The organism is Chryseobacterium sp. CBo1, assembly GCF_001693475.1.
Classification (GTDB): Bacteria; Bacteroidota; Bacteroidia; order Flavobacteriales; family Weeksellaceae; genus Chryseobacterium; species Chryseobacterium formosense.
In genome coordinates, this window is sequence record NZ_MAUH01000010.1 from 1 (window position 1) to 25,656 (window position 25,656).

Here is a 25,656-nt window from a genome sequence, read left to right on the forward strand (position 1 = left end):
TGGATTCAAAACAAGAATACTAAGTAAAATAATGACACTCACATTTATCCAATTCATAAATGTTTTTGTTTATAAAAGAAAAATGAATAATATTAAAATAGCTATTGTGTGATAATGCACTACGGGTTAATATATTAATATTTTATCTTTCAACAAAAAAGCTAATGATCACAGATCAGTAGCTTTTTTATATTTGATGTTATTTCTTTTTATTTATTAACAAGCTTCTTCAGGTATTCACCGTAACCGCTTTTTCCGTATTTCACGGCAGTCTCCAAAAGCTTTTCTTCATTAATGAAGCCGTTTCTGAAAGCGATTTCTTCAATGCATCCGATCTTAAAGCCCTGTCTTTTTTCAATAACGCTTACGAATTCTGAAGCATCATTTAAAGAATCGAAAGTTCCCGTATCCAGCCAGGCTGTTCCCCTGTCTAGAACACCGACTTCCAGTTTCCCTTTATTTAAATAGACATTGTTTACATCGGTAATTTCCAGCTCACCTCTTGGCGAAGGCTGAATGTTTTTAGCGATTTCTACAACTTCGTTATCATAAAAATACAATCCCGGAACTGCATAATTTGATTTTGGCTTCAAGGGTTTTTCTTCAATAGAAACTGCTTTAAAATTATCATCAAATTCTACAACACCATATCTCTCGGGATCTGAAACGTGATATGCAAAAACAACCCCGCCATCAGGATTGGTCTTATTTTTCAATAAAGTTCCCATTTCAGAACCATAGAAAATATTATCTCCTAAAACGAGTGCTGCTGCGTCGTTTCCGATAAACTGTTCACCCAGGATGAAAGCCTGTGCTAATCCGTCCGGACTTGGCTGTACCACGTACTCAATATTACAACCGATCTGCGAACCGTCACCTAAAAGTTTGATGAATCCGGCTTGGTCATGAGGCGTTGTGATAATCAGGATATCCTTAATTCCTGCTAAAAGCAATGTGGAAAGCGGATAATAGATCATCGGTTTGTCATAAACAGGCATTAATTGCTTGCTTACAGCGATGGTAAGAGGATAAAGTCTTGTTCCGGAACCTCCGGCTAAAATAATACCTTTCATCTTTTGTGTTATTAGTTGTATTGTTTTTCGTAGTATTTCTGATAATCGCCGCTGGTTACATTCTCCAGCCATTCTTTGTTTTCTAAGAACCAATCTATTGTTTTAGCGAGACCCTGTTCGAAAGTAACAGAAGGTTTCCAACCCAACTCAGAATTCAATTTTGTTGCATCAATTGCATAACGTTTGTCATGACCCGGTCTGTCTTTTACATACGTAATTAGCTTTTCAGAATGACCTGCAGGATTTCCGAGCTTTTCATCCATCTGTTTGATCAATTCTTTTACCAGATCAATATTCTGCCATTCATTAAACCCTCCGATATTATAAGTTTCTCCCGTTTTAGCTTCGTTAAAAATCTGATGAATCGCTTTTGCGTGATCAATGACGAATAGCCAGTCTCTTGTATATTTTCCGTCACCATAAATAGGCAGTGGCTTTTCATTAATAATATTAAAGATACAAAGAGGAATCAGCTTTTCAGGAAAGTGATTCGGACCGTAATTGTTTGAGCAATTAGATACAATAAAAGGCATCCCATAAGTGTTTCCATATGCTCTTACCAAGTGGTCTGAAGCTGCTTTTGAGGCTGAATACGGAGATTGAGGATCATAAGAAGTGGTTTCTAAAAAGAATCCTGTTTCGCCTAAGCTTCCATACACTTCGTCTGTAGAAACGTGGTAGAAAAGATTTGTTCTTTTTTCATTAGGGAATCTTCCATGCGTGTGATCCGGGTTTAACGTCCAGAATTCTTTGCATAGATTTAAAAGATTTGCCGTTCCGTTAACATTGGTATTGATAAATGCCATCGGATCAGTAATGCTTCTGTCAACATGACTTTCCGCAGCCAAATGAATGACAGCATCCGGATTATATTTTTCGAAGATTTTTCTTAACTCTTCAGGTTTTGTAATATCTGCTTTTTCGAAAACATAATTCGGCTCATTTTCGATGTCCTTTAAGTTTTCAAGATTTCCGGCATAGGTCAGAGCATCAAGGTTAATGATGGTAGATTCCGGATTATTCTTTACGAACTCTCTTACAACATGGGAACCGATAAATCCGGCTCCGCCGGTAATGATAATGTTTTTCATATTTTTATGCTAGTGGCCGCTGGCTTCTGGCTTTTGGCATTTATTTAATTACTTTATAAACTGAACCTTTTACTTGGATCTTTTTACTTTTATCTTGTCTCTTCCCCAACAGTTTTCCTTCCTATCGATTTATAGAAAAATCCTTTCTGCTGCGGAACTTCAAGCGGGAACATGTTTCTTCCGTCAAAAATAGCTTTATTGTTCATCTTTTTAGCCATCAGATCAAAATTAGGATTTTTAAATTCTGGCCATTCTGTAGCAATAAATAAGGCGTCAGATCCCTCCAATGCATCATACATGGTGTTGGCATAAGATATTTTGTCACCTAACAATTTTTTTACATTTTCTTCGGCGATAAGATCATAAGCGACAATCTCAGCTCCTTTTTCTAAAAGAAGAGCAATATTATCAAGAGAAGATGCTTCTCTGATGTCATCTGTATTGGCTTTAAAAGCTAATCCCCATATCGCAATTTTCTTCCCTTTAATGTTGCCTCCGAAATATTTTTCAATCTCCGAAACCAGAATTACTTTTTGTGAAATGTTTACTTTTTCTGTAGCCTGAAGAATCTGAAAGTTAAAATCATCATCTTTTCCGGATTTAATAAGAGCTTTCACGTCTTTAGGAAAACAGCTTCCACCATATCCGATTCCCGGGAATAAAAATCGATGGCCAATTCTGTCGTCACTGCCCATTCCTAATCTTACTTTATCTACATCAGCACCAACTTTTTCGCAATAATTGGCAATTTCATTCATGAAAGTAATTTTTACCGCTAAGAATGAATTAGAAGCATATTTTGTAAGCTCAGACGATTTTTCATCCATAAAGATAATAGGAATTCCTGTATTCGTAAATGGCTGATAAATTTTTGCCATAATATCTTTTGCTTTATCAGAGCTGGATCCTACAACCACTCTTGCAGGATTCATAGAGTCTTCTACGGCAAAACCTTCTCTCAAAAATTCAGGATTAGAAACTACATCGAAATCGATAGTTGTTTTTGAGGAAATTGTTTCTCTTACTCTGTCGGCTGTTCCTACGGGAACTGTACTTTTGTTGACAACCACTTTATAATCTGTCATCATTTCACCAATATCATTGGCTACTTTCAGTACATAAGAAAGATCTGCCGAGCCATCTTCTCCGGGTGGAGTAGGAAGAGCAAGATATACAACCTCACTTTTATCTAAAGCTTCTTTTAAATTGGTAGTGAAAAATAACCTTTCGGATTGGATATTTCTCAGGAACATTTCTTCAAGGTTCGGCTCGTAAATAGGTACGATGCCGTTTTTCATTCCTTCTACTTTTTTTTCATCGATGTCAACACAATAAACCGAATTGCCAAGCTCTGCAAGGGTAGTTCCTGTTACCAAACCCACATAGCCTGTTCCTACTATTGTTATATTCAAAATATATGTTTTTATAAAATTCGAGACAAAAATACTAAAAATTGTTTCATTGTATTTTTAAATCAATAATAACTTGCAAAAGGTAAGCTTAAAAATTTTGATTTTTCTGAACATTAATTTATTATGGAAGCGTAAATCTTATTAAGAAACTTATTTTATTGATTATGAACCAGGTTTGTGTATTTTATAAAATTGTAGTATATTTGCATAAGATTTACGGAAAAAAATGAGAAGGCTTCGAAGAGAAAGCCTTTTTTCGTACTGGTAGATCATGATAGAATATGGAGTTTAGAAAAAATATTGAAACATTATTAAATGATTTCCTGGAAACAAGAAAAGATTTGTTTCTTATTGATTTAAAGATTTCTGCAGGAGATGACATCACCGTGATTCTTGATGGAGACAACGGTGTTTCTGTGCAGGATTGTCTTGATGCGAGCCGTGCCATTGAGTTTAATATGGATCGTGAAGAGCACGATTTCAGCCTTCAGGTAATGTCTGCAGGATTAAGCGAGCCGCTTTCGATTCCGAGACAGTTTCAGAAAAATATCGGAAGAGAAATTGAGGTTTTGCTTAATGATTCAACAAAAATCGAAGGCGAACTGGCGAAAGTAGACGACGAAAAAGTCACTCTTGTACTGCGTTACCGAAAACCGAAAGAAGTAGGTAAAGGTAAAGTAGATGTGGAGGAGGAAAAAGAAATTCCTTACTCTGAAATAAAGAAAGCATTGGTAGTACTTAAATTTTAAAAAGAAAAAAAGATACATGGATAATATAGCGTTGATTGAATCCTTTGGTGATTTTAAAGACGAAAAAGGGATCAGTAAAATTGATCTTATGGCGATCATTGAAGATTCTCTAAAAACTTTGCTAAGAAAAAGATTTGATTCTGATGATCACTTTGATGTGATTGTAAATCCTGATAAAGGAGATTTTCAGATATTTTTAAATAAAACCATCGTGGAAGACGAAATGTCTGAAGATGATGATCTTGAAATTGAAATTACAGAAGCCAAAAAAATTGATCCGACTTTTGAAGTTGGTGAAGATTTTACCATGGAAATTCCGGTTGCTCAGTTAGGAAGAAGAAATATTTTGACGCTGAAACAGATTTTAGCAACAAAATTGCAGGAGCATAACAACGCAATGTTGTACGATCAGTTCAGAGATCGAATCGGAGAGATCGTAATTGGTGAAATTCACCACATCCGTCACAAACATGTGATCTTATTGGATGATGAAGGAAACGAATTTATCTTGCCTAAAGAAAATCAGATCCCTTCAGATTTCTTCAAAAAAGGAGAAAACATCAGAGCGATTGTTGAAACAGTAGATTTTAAAGGTTCAAAACCACAGATCATTATTTCAAGAACAGCTCCGAAATTCTTGGAGAAATTATTGGAATTAGAAATTCCTGAAATCCAGGACGGAACAATTATGCTTAAAAAAGCAGTGAGAATTCCTGGTGAAAAAGCAAAAATAGCTGTGGATGCTTATGACGACAGAATCGATCCGGTAGGAGCTTGTGTCGGAGTAAAAGGTTCTAGAATTCACGGTGTTGTAAGAGAATTAAGAAACGAAAATATAGATGTGATCCAGTGGTCTAAAAACCCTGAGATTATGGTGAAGAGAGCTTTAGGTAATGTTACCATCAATAAAATTGACATCAACGAGGAAACCAACTATGCTTTGGTGTATACTCCGGTTGAAGAGATTTCTAAAGTTATCGGTAAGCAAGGACAAAACATCAGACTGGCTTCATGGTTGTCTGGGTACGAAATTGATGTATACAGAGAAGCAAGTGAAGATGATGACGTAGACTTGAGAGAGTTTAATGATGATATCGAACAATGGATTTTGGATGAGTTCAAGAAAGTTGGTCTTACCACTGCAAAATCGGTGTTGGATAAAGATACAGAAAGTCTTCTGAATATGGTAGACCTTGAAGAGGAAACCATAGAAGACGTGAAACGTATATTGAGAGAGGAATTTGAAGATTAATATTTAGAAATAAATTTTAATAAACAGTAAAAGAATACTTTAATTTTAAGAATTAAAAAAAACAGTAAATAATATAGATGCCAAAAATTAGATTAAATAAAGCGGTTAAGGAATTCAACATTTCGATGTCCAGACTGGTAGAATTTTTACAGTCTAAAGACTTCGTGGTTGAAAACAATCCTAACGCTCAATTAGAAGAAGCGGCATATTCTGCATTGGAAGCTGAGTTTGCCAAAGATGGTGAGCAGCGTAAAGCTTCCCATGAGGTGGTGATTTCTAAAGTTCCGGAAGAAAAACTGGAAATGGAAGAGAAAAAAGCCCCTGAAGTAATAAGAGCTAAAGCTAATACAAAACCAGAAACCAGAATTTTAGGTAAAATAGATCTTGAGCCTAAAAAATCTGAACCTGTTGCAGAAGAACCAACTCCTGCACCTGCTCCGGTAGAAGAAAAGAAAGAAGAAGTGAAGGAGGTAAAAGAAGAGGTGAAGAAAGAAGAGGTTGCACCGGTTTCTGAAGTAAAAGCAACTCCTGAAAAACAGGAATTTAAGGTTCTGGATAAAATTGATCTTTCTCAGATAGAAGGAAACAGAAACAGACCTGCAAAAAAAGATAAACCAAAAACAGAAGAGGTAAAAGCTGAGGTAAAACCAGCTGAACCGGTGAAAGAAACTCCGAAACCGGTTGAAAAACCTGCAGAAAAAGTACAGGAAGCTAAACCTGAAACTGCACCTGAAGAATCTCAGGAACCTCAGAAAATAGAAACTGTTTACCAAAAGCTAGACGGGCCTAAAATTGTCGGTGAAAAAATTGATTTAACTCAGTTTGCACCAAAACCAGGTCCGGGAGCGAAAAAGAAAAGAAAGAGAATTGAGAAACCGGGCGGTCCGAACCAGAATACTGGGAACAACCAACAAGGTGGAAACAATCAGCAAGGTGGTCAAGGAAACCGTCCTCAAGGACAAGGTGGTCAGGGTAACCGTCCACCAGGTCAGGGAGGCCAAGGTGGAAATCGTCCAGGCGGTCAGGGTGGACAAGGCGGTGGAAACCGTTTTGGAAACAACAGCCAAGGCAACCGTCCACCGGGACAAGGTGGTCAGGGTGGAAACAGACCCGGCTTCAACAGAGGCGGCCAAGGTGGTAACAGACCTGGTCAAAGAACAATGCCTGTTGAATTAACTGACGAGCAAGTTAAAAATCAGATCAAGGAAACTTTAGAGAAGCTTACCAATAAAGGAGGTAAATCTAAATCTTCTAAACACAGAAAAGATAAGAGAACTTTCCGTAGAGAGCAGGATGAGCGTCAGCAGGAAATGGATGCTGCAGACAGAACATTGAAAGTAACCGAATTCATCACTGTTGGTGAATTGGCAAGTTTAATGAACGTTTCTCCTACAGAAGTTATCTCTGCTTGTTTCTCCTTAGGAGTAATGGTTACGATGAACCAGAGATTGGAAGCAGATACTTTATTATTGGTAACAGATGAATTTGGTTATAAGATCGAATTCTCTGATGCTGATCTTGAAGATACAGACTCTGAAGATGAAGTAGATACTGAAGAAAGCTTATTGCCGAGAGCACCGATTGTTACCGTAATGGGACACGTTGATCACGGTAAAACCTCATTGCTGGATTACATCAGAAAAACCAACGTTATCGCTGGTGAATCTGGAGGAATTACTCAGCACATCGGAGCTTACAATGTGAAGCTGGAAAATGGTCAGAGAATTACATTCTTAGATACACCGGGTCACGAAGCCTTTACCGCAATGAGAGCGAGAGGTGCACAGGTTACCGATATTGCAATTATTGTGATTGCTGCCGATGATGATGTGATGCCTCAGACGAAAGAAGCAATTTCTCACGCTCAGGCTGCAGGTGTACCGATGATTATTGCAATCAACAAAGTAGATAAACCGAATGCAAATCCTGACAACATCCGTCAGCAACTTTCCGGAATGAATATTTTGGTGGAAGAATGGGGTGGAAATGTTCAGGCTCAGGAAATTTCAGCGAAAATGGGTAATAATATGGATCTTTTATTAGAGAAAGTATTACTTCAGGCTGAAATGTTAGAACTGAAAGCTAATCCTGAACGTACAGCAAACGGAGTTGTTATTGAAGCATCTTTAGATAAAGGAAGAGGGTATGTAGCGACAATGTTGGTGCAAACCGGAACTTTAAAAGTTGGTGATTATGTAGTAGCAGGTAAAAACCACGGTAAAGTAAAAGCTTTACTGGATGAAAGAGGGAAAAACCTTGAAGAAGCGGGTCCTTCAATTCCGGCAACGATCTTAGGATTGGACGGAGCGCCTACAGCAGGTGATAAATTCCGTGTTTATGCTGACGAAAGTGAAGGTAAAGCAATCGCTAATAAGAGAGAGCAGTTACAGAGAGAATTATCAATCAGAACCAAGAAACATACGACACTTGAAGAATTGGGTAGACGTATTGCTTTAGGTGAATTCAAAGAATTGAACATTATCCTTAAAGGTGACGTGGATGGTTCTGTGGAAGCACTTTCTGATCAGTTACAGAGATTATCAACAGAAGAGATCAGCGTGAAAATCCTTCACTCAGGTGTAGGGCAGATCACTGAATCTGATATCAACTTAGCGGCAGCATCTGATGCGATTATCATTGGATTCAACGTAAGAGCCGGTGCGAATGCCAAAGATCTTGCAGACCGTGAAGAAATTGAGATCAGAACGTATTCTGTAATCTATAAAGCAATCGATGAAGTAAAAGAAGCGATGGAGGGAATGCTTTCTCCGGAAATTCAGGAGCAGGTAATCGGTAACGTTGAGATCCGTGAAGTATTCAAGATTTCTAAAGTCGGAACGATTGCAGGTTGTATGGTTCTTACCGGAAAAGTAACAAGACAGTCTAAAGTAAGATTACTGAGAGACGGAATCGTGAAATTCGACGGTGAGCTTGAAAGCTTGAAGCGTTTCAAAGACGACGTAAAAGAAGTGACCAAAGGCTACGAATGTGGTCTAAACCTTAAAGGTTATAATGATATTGAACAAGGCGACATTCTTGAAGTATATGAAGAAGTTGCTGTGAAGAAGAAATTGAAGTAAATTAATTTTGTAATATATTATAAAACCCCGCCCGCATCGAAGATGCGGGCGGGGTTGTTTTAAAATTGATCTGTTTTTGTTAAAAGAAACTGATCAATTAATTTTTATTCAAAAACTGAACTAATTTTTTTAAGTCTTCTTCCTTATCAAATTTTATTTTATTTTCTTTAAGGAAAGTGTTCAGAGCATCTTTTTTGTCAGGAAATTGAGCAATTATTTCTTTTTGGTTTTTAGGTTTTTTAATAAATCCATTTTCTGTTTTAATGTAATAAACAGGATCTAACTGCTTAAAAGAAGCAGGTGTTTCGCTAGAGGCATACGGATTATTTGAGGCTACAGCGTCTACAAATTTAGTTTTCACTTTTTTATAGAGCATATTTTTACCGTCAACCAATTCAAAGAAATATCCTGATAAATCGTCATTAGTATTCAGGTTAATTAAAACTTCCTTCGGATTTTCAAATACAACTTTTGCAAATGCATCATTTTTTGGCAATACAAATACCTTGTCGTCCTTACTGAATTCTACCTGATCACTATAGCTGTTATATCTCGCTGGTGCAGTTTCTGTTGTCCCAGAAAATTTTGCCACAGAATATCCTTTGCTGTGATAAGGAGTTCCTTTAATATCATCATATGTTAAACTCTTGCCCGAATTAGAATTTACTTTATTTAGCAACCAATTGTCCATAGGTAAAAATGCACCATTGTTGGTTGGTAAATTGAATGATTGTTGTGACATTACTGATATGGATGTTATCATTAATGCACTAAGAATTATTTTTTTCATTGTTCGATATATTTTAATATTATTTTAAGTAAATGTACAAAATTTAAAACAAGTTGGGTTAGATTTTGGATTTCCACTAATATTCATTCTATTAGATAGTTATGGTAGTGATTTGTTAAAACTTATCCATATGTTTTTGAGTTTTACTATATTTTTTTCAAAGAAGAGGGATATTTATTTCTTCAAAAGATTTTCTATCAGCTTGGTTTGGGTTTCTACCAGGCGTGCAATATCCTGCTGGTTTTTGATAATACTTTCTAATAATTCTTCTGATGTATTATTATTGATGGTAACTTCACCTTCAATGTAGCCAATAGACTTATCATTATTTGTTTGAACAATAGATTTTTCATCCAACAGATCATACACATCGGTTTCAAAAAAATCTGCAATCTTCATCAGATTTTCCATCGCCGGTTTTGCTTTGTCGCTCTCCCATTTGTTGTAAGCATTTTGCGAGATGTGCAGCTTTTCTGCAATCTGCACCTGAGTAAGATGACGCCCTGTTCTTAGCTTGTTGAGTTTGGTTCCCAAAGTCATACTGTGTAATTTTATGCTAATGTAAAGAAAAATTCAAAAAAACAACTAAGATTCAGGTGTTTTACAACCAAAGTTGTAGAAAATTTATTCATTGTTTTAAGATATTTGTTGCAGGATTATTTTTATATTTAACCTTTTAAAAACCAAATGATTTATGAAGAAAAATCTATTTCTCAGGCTTTGCCTGATTCTTGTGGTCGGTTTCTCGGCGTTCTCCTGCCGTACAGACCAATTCCCCGAAGCCGAAACTTTTAATAACGGCGCCAAATTTCAGCTCACTTCCAAAAGAATTTCGCTTGATGAATCTAAGCACAAAGCAAAGCTTCTTCCCGAACTGGAAAAAGCAGAGGCTAAGTTTAAGGCTTTTTCTAACACCAATGCTCAGGGAAAAATCGTTAATTACGGAAACGGAGTTTCGATCGACACTGAAAGTGTGATCTATATTGAAAACGGCCCTAATTACCACACTTACACTTTTCATATTACCAAAGCGAATGATCCTGCAGATGCTCCGGTAGAAAACCTGGTTCTTACCCCGCTTCCTGATGGTACTTATAAAGAACTTTTGGTAACCTACAATCTGACTCCCGCAGAAAAACTACAGGCTGAAAACGGAGTAGCCATCAATACCCACGGTAAAGTACAGATCACTGAACTAGAAAAAGGTACTTATAACAACGGTAATCTGCAGGGTAAAGAAATTACAGGAATTACCTGCGGATGGACTGAAGAAGCACAGTTTACCACCTGTAGTGATAATGTGCATTCTAATGGTGAATTGCCAACTGAGATGGGCGGTACATGCCATGCAGCGATTACTTCTCAATATTATACTGTAGCGGTGTACAAATGCGATTGGATCTACGGGGAAGGCAATCCCTTTAATGCTGCAGGACCGGGAGAGTCTATCGATAATCCGGTAGGAACTCCGGGAGGCGGCGGTGGTTCTACATCCGGGTCGTGTTCTGAAAATGGTGTATTTACAGCACCAATAGATCCTACCACAAATATTAATATGGAGTGTGGAAATGGTGTGGTGACGCAAATAACTGTTCCTGTAAAACCAAATATCACAACACCATGTGCCAGAGTAAAAAAAACTATAAATGATACAGATTACAAAGCCAATTTATTAGACTTACAGGGAAAAACCAATTTAGATTATGAAGTAGCTTATACCGTGAGTGATCCGCCTGCAAATTCTAATGAACCCAGAAATAAATATTTTACAGGGTCTGTAAACGCCAGAAGTGTAGAAATACATATTACACAATATTTGCGCTCGGCAATGCATACCCACTATAAAAATCTGCATCCTGTATTTTCTCCGAAAGATATAAGCAACTTCAGCGAATGGCTAAAAGCCATCAAAGATTACAACGCTCACCCTGCTCTGGCACCGGCAGAAAAAATTGACCTGAAAACACTCACTGCAACCGTGGTAACACCCATCGGAAATTATTTGATTATCTTTGACGGAACCGATTTTGTTCCTCTGCCTACATATACTGAAGAGGAATTAAAAAAATTAGCAAATGATTACAATGAAAAATTAGATGCGACTCTCACAAGCGTAGTTCCTCAGAAAGTCTATAATGTAGAAAAATTTGAGACAGAGTTTTTGAAGTTTCTGAGGGACAAAATGCCATTAAATGGCTTGAAGCTCTATAAAGTGGAAAGCACAGGAAATACAGAAATTTATCTTGAAAACGACACAAAAAAACCAAACCCTTGTCCTACTATATAAAATACAATTATGAAAAATATTATAATATTATTATTTATCTGCTTATCAAGTTTAATATCTTGTCAAATTTATCCTCTGGGAACAAGCCCAGGAGATGTTCCTGATGGTGCATATATTAAAGATGTTAACAACGAACTTGATAAATATGTCGGTGTATGGAAAGGAAACTGGAACGGGAAAATCATTTTTTTAGATTTAAGAAAACACAAAGCATATTCTCCTGGCGTTCGCTCTTACTACATTGATAGAATTGTTGGTGGGAGAAAAATCATCAATTCCAATGGAGTTATAGAAATTGACAAAATTTCCAATTTTAATTATAATTCTTCTGAATTTTACGGTATTTTTAAAAGTTTAGTAAATGGTAATTGGAAAAGGCTGAGGTTTTATCCAGATAATATGTGCGGTGTTCATGCAACCTTAGATATTACAAGTTTCGAGACAGTACCTGTTGCAAAAATGACTTTGCATATGGAATACGAGCCCAATTATTTAGACTCAAATTGTCAGCATTATAATTATGTAAAAGAACATGACGACTGGCCGGTTAACTTTCCTAAGGATATCGTACTGACCAAGCAATAAATTTAAAAGCCTCTGCGAAGAGGTTTTTGTCATTATTTTAAATATTTTATATAATGTAGAAAAATTTGAGACAGAGTTTTTAAAATTTCTGAGAGATAAAATGCCATTAGAGGGCTTGAAACTTTACAAAGTGGAAAGCACCGGAAATACAGAAATTTATCTTGAAAACGATATAAAGAAACCAAACCCTTGTCCTACTATATAAAATACAATTATGAAAAATATAATAACAATACTTTTAGCTTTTATAGCTTTATCTTGTAAATCTCAAACAGTATCTTTGGAAGAAGCAGCCCAGTGTCGTGACAATCCAAATTGTCCGAGAAACTTTATATATGTAAAAGACATTAATAATACATTAGATAAATATGTAGGAATATGGAAAGGTTCTTATAATGGGAGAACTTATGAAATTAAATTCAATAAATATTTATATGAAGATTTTACAGGATTTAAAAGAGATAGAATAAAAGGAAGACTAAGAATAATAACAACAGGAAATCTGCCTCTAACTATTTTTGATAATTTTAATGAGCTGGATGATAATAAAATCCTTTTTTCAGGATTAGGGCTTACAACAAATTTACAATCTTACGAAATGCATTTTTCAGGTCCTTATACAAAAGGCTGTATGAATTCAGGTTCTATTTTTCTGAAAATAAATCCAAGTACTCCCAATCAAATGACGATTATATACTGGTCGGATAAAGATATTGTAGTAGGCGATTGCCCAAGTACTTTCACAACAACTTTTCCTCAACAACAGGAGATCTTACTAACGAGACAATAAGAATAAAGAAGGCTGTCTAACTTTTGAGACAGCCTCTTTTTGGAGTTGCTAACTTTGTTAGGACACAATTCTTATACTCTTTATCTTTAAGAGTATGAAAAAGATCAGAAAAAATTACAGTTTAGAGTTTAAGATACAAGCAGTATCATTAAGTAAGCAGCGAGGCAATGTATCCCTAGTGGCTCAAGAATTGGGGATTTGCAAAGAAAGTTTAGTCAATTGGAGAAAGCTTCACAAAGAAGGTAAGCTTACAAAGGAAAAGCAAATTTCCTCCGATCCTATAAGAAGAGCTACTGAGGCTTCGAAGGGAACTTGAAGAAACAAAGCTAGAACGTGACATCTTAAAAAAGGCGGTAGGCATCTTCTCCAAGAGAGACGGGTAAGATATAAATTTATCAAAGAACACGCTAATGTGTTTCCTGTCGGGAAGATGTGTGAGGTATTAAAGGTAAACAGGAGCAGTTTCTATCATTGGAAGAAAAGAAAACCTACTATGCGATCAGAAAGAAGAACTGTTTTATCTGCGGAGATCTTCAGTATCTATCATTGGAGCCGTGGCAGGGGAGCCCCAGGATTGTCAGGGAACTGGAAGCAAAGGGAATAATGAGAGGCTCACGTCCTTTTGTAGCAAAGCTGATGAGGGAAAGAGGTTTGAGATGTATTGTAAAGCAAAAATTTAAGAAGACTACCAACTCATCTCATCGATACCCTGTTGTTGAAAATTATCTGAATCAGAATTTTCAGGTTAAAAGCAGTAAAGAGGTCTGGGTCTCTGATATTACCTATATCCGGACAGGTCAGGGCTGGTTGTATCTCACGACGGTCATTGATTTATATGACAGAAAAGTTATAGGCTGGTCATTGAGTGAGACGATGAAGGCTCAGGATACAAGTATTGCTGCCTTGAAAATGGCACGGCTTCACCGTCCTTTACAAGATAAAGACAATTTAATTTTCCATTCAGACACAGGGATACAGTATGCGTGTACAGAATTTACATCAATAGTCGGAAAAAATATTACTCGAAGCATGAGTGGAAAAGGAAATTGTTATGATAATGCTGTAGCGGAGAGCTTTTTCAAAACTCTGAAAACCGAGCTTGTCTATCAAAAGAAATATGAAACTAGAGACCACGCCAAAAACTCTGTGTTTGAATATATAGAAACATTTTACAACACCCAGAGAAGGCATTCAGCTTTAGGAAATTTAACCATAAGAGAGTATCAAAATTTAATGTCTAATCAATCTAAAAATGTAGCATAAGGAGTATATAAATTTTGTCTCAAAAATAGTTGCAAGTTCAGATTAAACTGTATAAAATTATTTCGGAAATCATTATTACTATATGCTATGAAATTAAGATATAATTAATAATAAATATTAGTAAGGTTCTCTAAACTTATATTTTATTAATTAGCTAATAGTTTATTGTAATTATTATTGTGTAATTAATTTTTTTTTATGAATTTTGCTAATCTTATATGTATTAATAAAATAATCAGCATTTTAATAAAAAAGAAATGAAAAAAACATATCTACTACTTATACTTCTGTCAAGTTTTTATTATGGACAAACGACTGAAGAAAGAAAAAAAATAGCTCAACAATCGGATCAAAATGCAAATAATTCGTTGATGCAAGAGCTTAAATATGAAGCTCATCAGAGAAACATAAGAATTGCAAACTATTTAAATCATAATCCTAATACGAATAGAATTATAAGATTTGGTGATACGGGTTTGAAAGAGCTAATTGATATTTTACCAAATGGTGAACCTCTTTATGTGAAAACTTATAATGAAGGGGCTGCAGTAACCGCCAGAGCTAATAGATTATATAGTGGAGGTACTTTGGGTCTAAATATTCAAGGGCAAAATATGAGAGCAGGAGTTTGGGATGGTGGAAGCGTAAGAAGTACTCATCAAGAGTTTATGGTAAGTAGTGTGTCAAAAGTGATTTCTTTTGATGGTGCGGCTATTTCCAACCATGGAACACACGTAGGTGGGACTATTGCTGCACAAGGTATTAATCCGGCCGTAAGAGGTTTAGCATTTAATGCATCTATTTCTTCATATGATTGGAATGGTGATTTAGATGAAATGCTCGGGGAAGCAGCTGGGGGACTTCTTGTTTCTAATCATTCCTATGGACCGGATCTTAACAGTAATAACCAACTTTGGATTTTAGGTGCTTATTCTTCTGATGCAAAATTGACAGATGCATTGTGCTTCAATAACCAATATTATTTACCTGTTTTTGCTGCGGGAAATAGTCGAAATGATACTTCTGTGCCCTATGTAACTCAACTATCAGCAAAATTTGGATATGATATGATTGGTGGTAAGGCAACTGCTAAAAATGTTTTGACGGTTGCTGCTGTTGGTAATGTTGAAAATTATACAGGGCCTAATAGTGTTGTTATGTCTAGCTTTAGTAGCTATGGCCCAACAGACGATGGAAGAATTAAGCCTGAGATTTCTATGAAAGGGGTAAATGTTTTTTCTACAACGTCTGGGTCGGATACCAGTACCGGATTTATGTCTGGGACTTCCATGGCAGCTCCAGGTGTAACAGGGGTAGTGTTGCTTCTACAACAGTATTATAACCAGCTTTATTCAAGTTTTATGAAAGCAGCGACGGTAAAGGGTTTAATAATGCACACGGCAGATGAAGCTGGTGTTTATGATGGTCCTGACTATGAGTTTGGATGGGGATTAATTAATGCAGAAAACGCTGCAAAAACCATTAGAGATAAAAATTTAAGTGCAAATAGAACCATAATGGAAGAAAGAACTCTTACAAATGGTGCGACTTTTACAAAACCTATATCATCTAATGGGACAACACCTTTAAAAGTTTCAATTTCTTGGACAGATCCCGAATATCAAGTGCAGAATTCTGGAACGGTAGATCCCACTACTAAATATCTTGTAAATGATCTGGATGTAAAGGTGACCTCTGCTTCTGGTACCGTTTATTATCCTTGGAAAATGCAAGGGATGACTCAGGTTTTGGATGGTCCTACCAATAATTCTACTAATAATGTAGATAATTTTGAGAGAGTTGATATTCCTTTACCTTCGGGGAACTATACAATATCTGTTACCCACAAAGGAAGTCTGGTTGGTGGCACTCAGAATTATACATTAATTGCAACTGGTGGAAATATTGCTACATTGGCAACCAATGAAAATACTCTGAAAGAGAATAAAATTGAAATCTATCCTAATCCAGCACAAGATTGGTTGAATTTTACTAATAGCAACAATGTAGAAGCTACAGTAGTTGTTTTGGATTTATCTGGTAAAATTGTTAAAAAAGAAATAATAAAAAATGGAAAGATTTCTGTGCAAGATTTACTCAAAGGTAGTTATATGATTATATATAAAGATCAACAAGCTAGGGAGCAAAGCTTTAAATTTATAAAAGATTAAGTTTAATAATCTAAATAATAAAAAAGACACTTACTATAAGTATTTACTTATAGTAAGTGTCTTTTTTTGATATTTGCATATTTTACATTACATAAGATAATTGATAATAATTTGAACATAATTTAATTTTAGATAATATTTATTATGGTGTTTAAGCTATTATTGCTTTAAAATGTTAAAAAAAGAAATAAAATTTGTATATGTTAAAAATAATTAACATATTTGCTCATTAAAAATATTAAAATTTGTTAATATGAATGTTAAATTACGTGTACTTACGGCAGGTGTGCTGTTCTTTACTGGACAAACAGTTTTGGCCCAAGAAAATGACTCAATTCCCAAAAAAGAAACAAACATTGAGGAAGTAGTTGTTCTTGGATATAGTAAAACACAAGCTAAACCAAAGAGTACTGCGGCGACGGTAACAGTCGATGGCGAGCGATTGGAGAATAGACCAAACGTTTCATTTTTGCAGTCATTACAAGGTGAGGTAGCTGGTTTGAGTGTGAGCTCAACATCAGGTTCTCCAGGTTCTGCAAAAATTGATATTATTATCAGAGGGGTTAGTTCTTTATCTTCTCAGTCAGATCCTTTGTATGTAATAGATGGGATGATTTCTAATGCAACTCAGTTCCGTAACTTGAACCCAAATGATATTGAAAGTTCATCGGTTTTAAAAGATGCTGCTGCAACAGCAATTTATGGAAATAGAGGAGCGAATGGCGTTATTGTAATCAATACGAAAAGAGGGAAGTATGGATCTAGATTTGATATTACTTATAATACTAGTATAGGTACAAGTTTCTTGCCGGAAACTAAGTATGATATGTCGAGTGCTAAAGAGATTCTTACTATTCAAAAGCGAGCAAATCTTGGTGCGGGTGCTTCGATGACTGATGCTCAAATTGCAGCGTTCAATACAGATACCAATTGGAGAAAAGAATTCTTCAGAACTGGTATCACTCAAAGTCATGATATTCAGTTAGCTGCTGGTGGACAAAATATCAATAACTATACATCATTTGGCTACATGCAACAAGAAGGTGTGGTGCCAACAACTGATTTCCAAAGATTCACTTTTAGAAATAATTTTAATGGTAAATCAAAGGATAATAAGTTCAATTTTGGAGCAAATATTGGTTTAGCGTACTCTAAAAGAAATCAGTTAGAAGAAGAAACAAGAGATGATATTGTATCTAACGTTATACAGAATCCTTTGCTTGGTTCTATTGTAGGTCTTCCAAATTTACCAGCTAATAGCTTCAATAATGGTTATGATTTATTTCAGCAAATTGGTTCTAACTTTGGTGATGGTAAAAATATCTATGTCTTAGAGGATATTTTGAAAGGGAATTTGCCAAATAGGTTGAGTGAAACCAGCATTACGGGGAATGCATTTGGGTCTTATAAGATTACAGACGATTTAACAGTTTCAAACAGAGTAGGAATTGATTATAAGTACAGCCAAAGAATTTTTGCAAGAGCTCCATATTCCTTCTTGGCTGTTGTAGTTGCTGCAGGCGACGGATCAGAGTTTGGAGGTGTTGAAGACAATGCTAAAAATGTGGATTTAACTTTTACTAATGTTTCTAATGTTAGTTATAGAAAGTCTTTTGGAGAGCATACCATAGATTTTGGAGCATACTTAGAATATATGAAGGTGCATTATGAAGGGACTTCTCAGCGTCAAATTGGTCTAAACCCTTTAAATTGGGTATTCGGAGCTGGTACTGGTTGGGTTGCATTTAATCCTGCAACACCTAACCTTTATAGACCTTCAAACCTTACACAAAAAGTTACAGCTGGTTCATTAGCGTATTTTGGCACTTTAGAATATGACTATGCAGATAAATATGGTGTTTCCGGAGTTATCAGACGGGATGCGAGCTACAGATTTGTTGGGGACAATAAATGGGCGACTTTCTGGTCTGTTTCAGGTCGATGGAATATTGACAGAGAAAGCTTCATGGAAGGTTCAAAAATTGATATGTTGAAGCTTAGAGCTTCTTACGGTACGAACGGTAATGCGAACGTTATATCAGCTACTCCTGGTACAAATCCAATGTTAGTAGGAACTAACTTGGTAAGGGATACAAATACTGTAGGATTAGGTTATAACAATAATAATTCATCCTATTATACGGGAATTATTGCTAATCCGAACATTCAATGGGAAGAAGTAAGCCAATTCAATGTTGGTTTAGATTTCATGTTTATGAATAGAAAGTTAGAAGGTAGCTTAGACTTTTATAGAAAATCAACAGATAAACTATTTAACCCAATTAATGTTTCTGCAATCACTTCTCTTTATTCGATTAACGGTAATAATGGGGGATTACAAAACCAAGGTGTGGAAGCTAGCTTAAAATATACCTTTGTTAGAAATGAAAACTTTGAATTTAGCGTATATGCAAACACTGCTTACAATAAAAGTAAGTTAACATCATTAACACAAGATCAAGTTACAGGAAGTATAAGAAATGTGGTTGGTGGACAATTGTCAGAATGGTATATGGTACCTTATGTTGGTGTGAATCAGAGCAACGGTAATCTTCTGTTTTTAGATATTAATGGAAATGTAACTGAAACACCAGATATTAACAGAGATGCCAGAGCAACAGGAAAGAATTACTTACCTAAATGGAATGGTGGTTTTGGTTTAAATTCATCATATAAAGGATTTAGTTTGAATGTGCATTTTTCTTATCAACAGGGAGCTTACAAGTATGACAATCAGTTAGACTATGTTTATGATGCTACGACTGTGAACGGGTATAATGTTACTAGAGATCTATTAAATGCTTGGACTCCTAATAATACGAATACAAATGTACCGTCTTTAACTGCTTCTAATTTTGCATTTAATGGTAGCTCAGACAGATTCTTGAAAGATGCTTCATTTATCAGACTAAAAAATGTTGTCTTAGGATACAAAGTTCCGGCAGATGTGTTTAATAATACAGGAATTAGAGGTCTTAGAGTATTTGTACAAGCAGAGAATATGCTTACATTCACGAAATGGAAAGGATTTGATCCGGAACCTACGTTCGCCACTTCAACATCAGTATATCCAAATATGAAAACCGTTTCACTTGGTGCTAATATTGATTTTTAATAACAGTAAATTTTAATTACAATGAAAAAAATATTTTATAGAATATTACCAATATGTTTCGCTTTTACAGTTTTTGTGTCTTGTAGTGATGCTATCGAAATTGTACAAGATGGAGAACTTAATGATGAGGCAGTATTTAGATCCACTGGTGATTTAGAAAAATATCTATTAGGATCCGTTTATACAAGTGTTGATGTTTCCAACCAAATTAAATTTTCTTCTGTTTTTACAGACGAATTGAAGATTGGTCCTTCTAATACAGGTCAGGATCAAGGTCTATTTAGATTTGTATCTACAACTGACAATGGATATGCTAGTGCTATTTGGCAACAAAATTACACTACGATAAATCGTGTAAATAGATTGATCAAAGCAGCTTCTACAATTACTCCGTCCAGTAGTGAACAAGCTTTGTACAACAATGCGCTTGCTGAAGCAAGAGCTTTACGTGCATTTGCTTATTTAAACCTGGAGTCATATTTCTCACCAAATATGGCTGATAATAATGCCTTAGGAGTAATTTTAACTACCGAGGTTCCTGGTATTCAGGATCAATTGCCTAGAAGTAACAATGGTGCAATATGGGCTTTGGTAGAGTCTGATCTTGCATTTGCTGAGAATAATCTTACACCACCCGCAACTCATGCAGCTCCTTATTTTATTAATAAGAATGTAATTAATGCAATGCGTGCAAGAATGTATGTATATAGAAAAAATTACACATTAGCTAAGCAATATGCTCAAGATGTAATCAATAATTCTGGTGTTACTTTAGCTCCTGCAACTCCAATTCCGGCTGGAACACCTGGGTCTGCAACTTGGAATACTCAATTTTATTCTTTGGCACCAACAAATCCTTATAGAAGAATTTGGGCTGATGTTGTAGTTCCTAACTCAGAAGTTATCTTCTCTTTAAGTAGACCAGTTGGTGGAACAGGCGGTAACATTGCTGCTATTTACACTACTAATAATACAAGTTTAACGGGTTCTCCTTTATGGACAGCGGGTATCAATCTATTCAACAGATTAAATGCAGCAGGAGATATTAGAAGATATGCTTTTATAGATCCTTCATCGACTGCAAATGTTTATGTGATTGATAAATATCCGGGTAAAACAAATGCACCATTACGAAATGATGTTAAGGTTTTCAGAATTTCAGAAATGATCTTAATTCTTGCTGAATGTGAAGCGCAGACTCCAGCAGGGTATTCAGCTGCTGCAGCTTTAGTTAAAAGTGTAAGAGATGCTAGAAACTATCTTGCTCCTGTTGCTTTACCAGTTTATGCATCTAAGGCTGCTGCTTTACAGGATATATTGGCAGAAAGAAGAGCTGAATTTAGTTTTGAAGGACATCGTTACTTGGATTTGAAAAGATTAGGTACAGAAGCTGGTGTTAGTATTGACAGAAATGCTATTGATGATACAAACGCTTCTACTCCTTTAACACTTCCAGTAACTGATTACAGATTTACATTACCTATTCCATCTGCGGAACTTAATGGTAATCCTACTATTCAACAGAATCCTGGTTATTAATTAACTAAAAATTAAAAAATGAAAAAATTATTAAGTATATTCACAATTATCACGTTACTTTCTGTTTTCAATTCATGTAAAGATGAAGAACAGATATACTTTGACGGTGATTCTTTATTGCATTTTGAAAAAGGAGCGCTGACTGCACCAGATGGTGATTATATGCTGCCTTATGGTGTAACGAAAGCTGTAGGAGGTGATCATAATGTTACATTAGTGTTTGATCAGGCTAAGTCGACTGCTGTATTAGGGACTGATTTTACAATTGTACAAGGTGCAGATATTTTAAAAGATGGAACTGCTAGAAGTTATTTCAAGCTTAATGTAACGAAAGCCGCTGCGGTTGCAAAAAAGAATGCTGTTTTTACAATGAATAACACAACATTACCTAGAGCAGCATTTAATCAAGAAGTTAAAGTTAATTTTGCTTGTACTTCCGCTTTAGCAGGTACTTATCAATATTCAACGGTTAATGCATTTGCTCCAGGATTAGCTCCTGTACCGGGTCCTGTAACTGGTAATGTTACCCTTACTGCTAATGCAACGGGTAATGAATATACGATTTCTGATTCTAGCTTTGGGGCTTATTCAGTATGGTCAGGTTATGCACCAGTTTCAACTGGAATTAGACTTGTAGATCAATGTAATACGCTTTCTTTTACCGGAGCTAATCTACAATATGGTGATACTTGGGCTATTTCTGATGTTGTTGTAAATGGTAATAAATTAACATTTAAGTGGACAACTTCATACGGAGAATATGCTACAACTACTTTGACTAAATCAAATGGTAATTGGCCTCCTCTCAACTAATAAGTAAATTTTATTATTAATATAACCCCGTCCAACGACGGGGTTTTTTATTTCCTTTTATTTCTTATTTTTGCCTTACAATAAAAATAAATGAAATATTCCTTTCTCATCATATTTTTTCTTACCTCTTTTGTTAAGGCTCAGGTTATTGTCAACAAGACTGACTCCAATATGTTGGAGAAGAAAATGAAAGATACACTGATCATTGATTCCGGAACAAAAGATTCTTTAAAGATTTTTAAACCAACTATTAATGATTATCAGTATCAGACACAGTTTTCTGAAAAAAAAGTTTTTGATACGGCGATGACGTTTAATAAAACGTATATTTTTTCGCAGTACAACAACAGAGATAATTTCGGAAAGGTACAGTTTGCGAATATTGGTTCGGGATTTAATCCTTTGTCTTATGAAGTGAATGCTGAACAGAATCTGGCATTACTTCCTACAAACAAGTCGTACGGAATTTTAGGAATTAACGATGTAAAATATTATGATGTAAAAACACCTACCGCTGCTTTCATCTATCATACGGCAATGAGAAATGGTGCTGCTTTGCAGTCTACATACACCCAAAATATTGGTAAAAGATTCAATTTTTCGCTTGATTATATGGGATTGCGTTCGCAGGGATTTTACAGAAATTCTCTAGCCTCAAATAACAACACTTTATTTTCCGGTCATTATACCTCAAAAAGCGGAAACTACGAATTGTTTGCGCACTACCTTCATCAAAACGTAAACAATCAGGAAAATGGAGGAATCATCAACGATGATCTCTTTCAGTCGGGTAACAGGCAATTCAGGAACAGGCAGAATGCGCAAGTTAATTTAGCATCTTCAAGTTCGCAATTTTCATACAGAAGATATTATTTAAGTCATCAGTTTACACCTTTCAATTCTGAAAAATTTCCTTTTAGAATAAGACATACCCTTTTTAATCAGGGGAACAAATATTATTATGGTCAGGATGCGCCTGAAGAATATTGGTATTCAACATCTGCAGAATTAGTAAACGGATTCCCACTTCAAACTAAAAAATACTCAAACAATTTTAGTAACACATTAAATTTGGTTTTCGATAATGAAAAATTCAAATTAGATGCAGGAATTAGATATCAGATGTTAAAATTCGGAGTTACCGATATTACTTTGCCGGTTCTAGAAATTCCAAATGAGATTAAAGAAAACAGATTAGGAGCGGTAGGAAATCTTCAGATTAAACTATTTGATAAGTTCCAGGTAAATTCATTTTTAGAAATATCTAAAGGAAGTCAGTTCGGAGATTATCTCAAATCGACAAACAACGTGAAATTTGAACCCGTAAAAGATTATTTTGTCAATGCAAAACTGAATTTTCAAAGTGCATATCCGTCATTTAATTATCTTGCAAATACTTCTGTTTACAATAATTATAACTACTTTCTTTCTGACGCAAAAAACCAGTCGGTTATGGAAGTGGGAGGAAGCTTAAATCTGAAATGGTTCAAAACCGAATTGTTTGCCAATTATTTTAGAATTGAGAACTATACGTATTTTGATATGGCTGCAATGCCAAGACAAAGCGCAAGTTCTTTAAATATTTCTCAGATCGGTGGTGATGCTACATTCAGCTATGGCAAGTTTCATTTAAATACAAGATTACAGTTTCAAAATGCTTTAACCAATAAAGATTTGCTTCCAATGCCTTCTATAATTGGAAGAGCCAATTTGTTTTTCCAGTCTAAAGCTTTCAAAAATGCTGCGGAAATTCAGGCAGGTGTAAAAGTGTATTACTTTTCAGAATTTGCAACGAGAGAATATTTTCCGATTCTTAACGAATATATCTTGCCAAGCGCAGACTCATTCTCGATCGGTGGACAGCCGATTGCAGATCTTTACTTTAATATGAAAGTGAAGAAAATGTTTTTCTTCATCGAAGGACAACAAATGGGAACACTTATTTCTCATAATAAAGCTTATGCATTTCCACATTATCCGGTCTACGATTTCAGACTGAATATAGGAATTGTTTGGTATCTGTTCAACTAAAATAAAATCAGGTTGAAAACAATAAATAAAATAGCATTTAACGAGATTGAAAGCATACCGCAACTGGTAAAAGATTTTCTGAATCATCAGATAAAAGGTTTCGAAAACTATACTTTTTCGTTAGAAAATTTTGCAAGACAAATTCATTCAAAACAAAATTCTTTCTCATCAGAGAAAAGAGAAATTCTCGTTGAGACCCTTAAATCTCAGCTTTCTGATTTTACGATTTCAAAAAAACAATCAGAAAATTTAGAGAATTTAAAACAAAAAAATACATTTACGATAACAACTGGGCATCAGCTGAATCTTTTTTCAGGACCTGTGTTTTTCGTATATAAGATTCTCCAGACAATAAAAACCTGCTCATATTTACAGCAGAATTTCCCGGACTTTAATTTTATTCCGGTATATTGGATGGCTTCTGAAGACCATGATTTTGCTGAGATTAATCATTTTAAAACAGAGAATAATTACTACGAGATCAACGAGAAATCCGGAAGTGCTGTAGGAAGAATTCAAATCAATGATACCTTTTTCATTTCAGAATTTGAAAAAGAATTCAAAGATTCTATTTTCGGAACTGAACTGATTTTAATGCTGAAAGAAGCGTATAAAACCGGAAATACTTTAACGGAAGCAATTCAGACGCTTGTAAACCGATTGTTTAGTGACTTTGGTCTGTTAATTTTAGACGGCGACTCAAAAGCTTTAAAAAATCAGATGAAAGATGTTTTTAAAGACGAGCTTCAAAATTTTAGCCTACACCAAAATTCAAAAGCGAAAGTAGATTTTCTGACTGAGAAATACGGTAAAGTTCAAGTAAACCCTCGTGAAATAAACCTTTTTTATCTTTCTGAAACCAGAGACCGGATAGATTTTGACGGTGAAAAATATTTTGTGGTCGATAAAAATATTCAGTTTACCGAAGAAGAAATTCTGACTGAGCTTGAAAACTTTCCGGAAAAATTCAGCCCGAATGCACTTATGCGTCCTGTTTATCAGGAAATGGTTTTGCCAAACCTTGCTTATATCGGAGGAAATGCTGAGATCATGTATTGGCTGGAACTGAAAGATTATTTTTCTGAAATAAATTTACCTTTTCCTATTTTAATTCCCAGAAACTCAATGTTGTTTTTAAAAGAAAAAATATTAGGTAAAATGGCTAAGCTGGATTTAAAAATGGAAGATTTTTTCCAGAATTTCACTAAAATTACCAACAATAAGATTTTAGATAACAATGAAATTCTTAATTTGCTTAATGAAAAAGAAAATCTTCTCACAAGACAGTTTTCAGAATTGAAAAATGTAGCTGAAACGACAGAGCAATCTTTTGGAAATCTGGTAAAAGCTGAAGAAGTAAGACAGCTAAAGTCTTTCGAAAGAATGAAAAAGAGGCTTCTTAGAGCTGAGAAAATCAAGCAAAGCGAATTATTGGAGCGTCTTGAAAATTTATTTTTAGACGTCCATCCTTCTAAAACATGGCAGGAAAGAATTTTTAATTTCTCTGTGTTTTTTGCAGACTTAGGCTATTCGTGGATAGAATTTTGTCTGGAAGAAATGGTTGTGGAAGATTCAAAATTAATAATTGTTGCCATTTAATTTTAAAGAAGTATTT

19 protein-coding genes are annotated in these 25,656 nt (G+C 35.2%); 14 read left to right on the plus strand and 5 right to left on the minus strand.

The genetic code is table 11. The annotated features are described in order from the left end of the window. Positions 1-209: 209 nt before the first annotated feature. From rfbA to BA768_RS07610, 3 genes are all read right to left on the minus strand, one after another. Positions 210-1,073: a glucose-1-phosphate thymidylyltransferase RfbA gene (rfbA, locus tag BA768_RS07600; protein ID WP_034677941.1), complete on the minus strand. Its 864-nt coding sequence runs from the start codon at positions 1,071-1,073 to the stop codon at positions 210-212. Positions 1,074-1,084: 11 nt separating this feature from the next. Then, positions 1,085-2,164: a dTDP-glucose 4,6-dehydratase gene (gene rfbB / locus BA768_RS07605; RefSeq protein ID WP_034677942.1), complete on the minus strand. Its 1,080-nt coding sequence runs from the start codon at positions 2,162-2,164 to the stop codon at positions 1,085-1,087. 89 nt (positions 2,165-2,253) lie between these two features. Then, positions 2,254-3,576: a UDP-glucose dehydrogenase family protein gene (locus BA768_RS07610; RefSeq protein ID WP_065720293.1), complete on the minus strand. Its 1,323-nt coding sequence runs from the start codon at positions 3,574-3,576 to the stop codon at positions 2,254-2,256. Between the two features lie 281 nt (positions 3,577-3,857). Here BA768_RS07610 and rimP point away from each other — a divergent pair, with 281 nt between their 5' ends. From rimP to infB, 3 genes are all read left to right on the plus strand, one after another. Continuing rightward, on the plus strand, positions 3,858-4,325 hold the full coding sequence (rimP, locus tag BA768_RS07615) for a ribosome assembly cofactor RimP (RefSeq protein ID WP_034677944.1): 468 nt from the start codon (positions 3,858-3,860) through the stop codon (positions 4,323-4,325). A 16-nt stretch (positions 4,326-4,341) separates the two neighbouring features. Beyond that, complete coding sequence (gene nusA / locus BA768_RS07620; RefSeq protein ID WP_034677945.1) at positions 4,342-5,577, plus strand: transcription termination factor NusA; 1,236 nt, start codon at positions 4,342-4,344, stop codon at positions 5,575-5,577. A 77-nt stretch (positions 5,578-5,654) separates the two neighbouring features. Further along, positions 5,655-8,657 carry a translation initiation factor IF-2 gene (gene infB, locus BA768_RS07625; RefSeq protein ID WP_065720294.1) on the plus strand — a complete coding sequence of 1,001 codons (3,003 nt, stop codon included), beginning with the start codon at positions 5,655-5,657 and terminating at the stop codon, positions 8,655-8,657. A 97-nt stretch (positions 8,658-8,754) separates the two neighbouring features. Here the strand turns inward: infB and BA768_RS07630 are convergent, their stop codons facing one another. Both BA768_RS07630 and BA768_RS07635 read right to left on the minus strand, forming a co-directional pair. Then, on the minus strand, positions 8,755-9,447 hold the full coding sequence (locus tag BA768_RS07630) for a hypothetical protein (RefSeq protein ID WP_123947079.1): 693 nt from the start codon (positions 9,445-9,447) through the stop codon (positions 8,755-8,757). Positions 9,448-9,621: 174 nt separating this feature from the next. After that, positions 9,622-9,987, minus strand: coding sequence for a helix-turn-helix domain-containing protein (locus BA768_RS07635; RefSeq protein WP_065720296.1), 366 nt, complete (start codon positions 9,985-9,987; stop codon positions 9,622-9,624). Between the two features lie 154 nt (positions 9,988-10,141). Here BA768_RS07635 and BA768_RS07640 point away from each other — a divergent pair, with 154 nt between their 5' ends. The 11 genes from BA768_RS07640 (at position 10,142) to bshC (ending at position 25,640) form a co-directional block, all read left to right on the plus strand. Next, on the plus strand, positions 10,142-11,734 hold the full coding sequence (locus BA768_RS07640) for a hypothetical protein (protein WP_065720297.1): 1,593 nt from the start codon (positions 10,142-10,144) through the stop codon (positions 11,732-11,734). A gap of 9 nt (positions 11,735-11,743) precedes the next feature. Then, complete coding sequence (locus BA768_RS07645; protein ID WP_065720298.1) at positions 11,744-12,319, plus strand: DUF6705 family protein; 576 nt, start codon at positions 11,744-11,746, stop codon at positions 12,317-12,319. A gap of 214 nt (positions 12,320-12,533) precedes the next feature. Further along, positions 12,534-13,109, plus strand: coding sequence for a DUF6705 family protein (locus BA768_RS07650; RefSeq protein WP_123947080.1), 576 nt, complete (start codon positions 12,534-12,536; stop codon positions 13,107-13,109). 94 nt (positions 13,110-13,203) lie between these two features. Continuing rightward, on the plus strand, positions 13,204-13,425 hold the full coding sequence (locus BA768_RS21760; protein WP_410493497.1) for a transposase: 222 nt from the start codon (positions 13,204-13,206) through the stop codon (positions 13,423-13,425). A 155-nt stretch (positions 13,426-13,580) separates the two neighbouring features. Then, positions 13,581-14,372, plus strand: coding sequence for an IS3 family transposase (locus BA768_RS07660; RefSeq protein ID WP_410493498.1), 792 nt, complete (start codon positions 13,581-13,583; stop codon positions 14,370-14,372). Between the two features lie 257 nt (positions 14,373-14,629). Continuing rightward, positions 14,630-16,543 carry a S8 family serine peptidase gene (locus BA768_RS07665; RefSeq protein WP_065720300.1) on the plus strand — a complete coding sequence of 638 codons (1,914 nt, stop codon included), beginning with the start codon at positions 14,630-14,632 and terminating at the stop codon, positions 16,541-16,543. A gap of 253 nt (positions 16,544-16,796) precedes the next feature. Beyond that, positions 16,797-19,658, plus strand: a complete 2,862-nt coding sequence (locus BA768_RS07670) for a SusC/RagA family TonB-linked outer membrane protein (RefSeq protein ID WP_065720301.1) — start codon at positions 16,797-16,799, stop codon at positions 19,656-19,658. A 21-nt stretch (positions 19,659-19,679) separates the two neighbouring features. Continuing rightward, entirely contained in the window at positions 19,680-21,197 is a 1,518-nt protein-coding gene (locus BA768_RS07675; RefSeq protein WP_065720302.1) for a RagB/SusD family nutrient uptake outer membrane protein, read from the plus strand. Positions 21,198-21,215: 18 nt separating this feature from the next. Continuing rightward, positions 21,216-22,010: a hypothetical protein gene (locus BA768_RS07680; protein ID WP_065720303.1), complete on the plus strand. Its 795-nt coding sequence runs from the start codon at positions 21,216-21,218 to the stop codon at positions 22,008-22,010. Between the two features lie 90 nt (positions 22,011-22,100). Further along, positions 22,101-24,041: a putative porin gene (locus BA768_RS07685; RefSeq protein ID WP_065720304.1), complete on the plus strand. Its 1,941-nt coding sequence runs from the start codon at positions 22,101-22,103 to the stop codon at positions 24,039-24,041. A gap of 12 nt (positions 24,042-24,053) precedes the next feature. Next, positions 24,054-25,640, plus strand: coding sequence for a bacillithiol biosynthesis cysteine-adding enzyme BshC (bshC, locus tag BA768_RS07690; RefSeq protein ID WP_065720305.1), 1,587 nt, complete (start codon positions 24,054-24,056; stop codon positions 25,638-25,640). The last annotated feature ends 16 nt before the right edge of the window (positions 25,641-25,656 follow it).

Coding starts and splice junctions, on each gene's coding strand:
- rfbA (WP_034677941.1), bottom strand. CDS start 1,073: ATGAAAGGTATTATTTTAGCCGGAGGTTCCGGAACAAGACTTTATCCT.
- rfbB (WP_034677942.1), bottom strand. CDS start 2,164: ATGAAAAACATTATCATTACCGGCGGAGCCGGATTTATCGGTTCCCAT.
- rimP (WP_034677944.1), top strand. CDS start 3,858: ATGGAGTTTAGAAAAAATATTGAAACATTATTAAATGATTTCCTGGAA.
- nusA (WP_034677945.1), top strand. CDS start 4,342: ATGGATAATATAGCGTTGATTGAATCCTTTGGTGATTTTAAAGACGAA.
- infB (WP_065720294.1), top strand. CDS start 5,655: ATGCCAAAAATTAGATTAAATAAAGCGGTTAAGGAATTCAACATTTCG.
- BA768_RS07630 (WP_123947079.1), bottom strand. CDS start 9,447: ATGAAAAAAATAATTCTTAGTGCATTAATGATAACATCCATATCAGTA.
- BA768_RS07635 (WP_065720296.1), bottom strand. CDS start 9,987: ATGACTTTGGGAACCAAACTCAACAAGCTAAGAACAGGGCGTCATCTT.
- BA768_RS07640 (WP_065720297.1), top strand. CDS start 10,142: ATGAAGAAAAATCTATTTCTCAGGCTTTGCCTGATTCTTGTGGTCGGT.
- BA768_RS07645 (WP_065720298.1), top strand. CDS start 11,744: ATGAAAAATATTATAATATTATTATTTATCTGCTTATCAAGTTTAATA.
- BA768_RS07650 (WP_123947080.1), top strand. CDS start 12,534: ATGAAAAATATAATAACAATACTTTTAGCTTTTATAGCTTTATCTTGT.
- BA768_RS21760 (WP_410493497.1), top strand. CDS start 13,204: ATGAAAAAGATCAGAAAAAATTACAGTTTAGAGTTTAAGATACAAGCA.
- BA768_RS07665 (WP_065720300.1), top strand. CDS start 14,630: ATGAAAAAAACATATCTACTACTTATACTTCTGTCAAGTTTTTATTAT.
- BA768_RS07670 (WP_065720301.1), top strand. CDS start 16,797: ATGAATGTTAAATTACGTGTACTTACGGCAGGTGTGCTGTTCTTTACT.
- BA768_RS07675 (WP_065720302.1), top strand. CDS start 19,680: ATGAAAAAAATATTTTATAGAATATTACCAATATGTTTCGCTTTTACA.
- BA768_RS07680 (WP_065720303.1), top strand. CDS start 21,216: ATGAAAAAATTATTAAGTATATTCACAATTATCACGTTACTTTCTGTT.
- BA768_RS07685 (WP_065720304.1), top strand. CDS start 22,101: ATGAAATATTCCTTTCTCATCATATTTTTTCTTACCTCTTTTGTTAAG.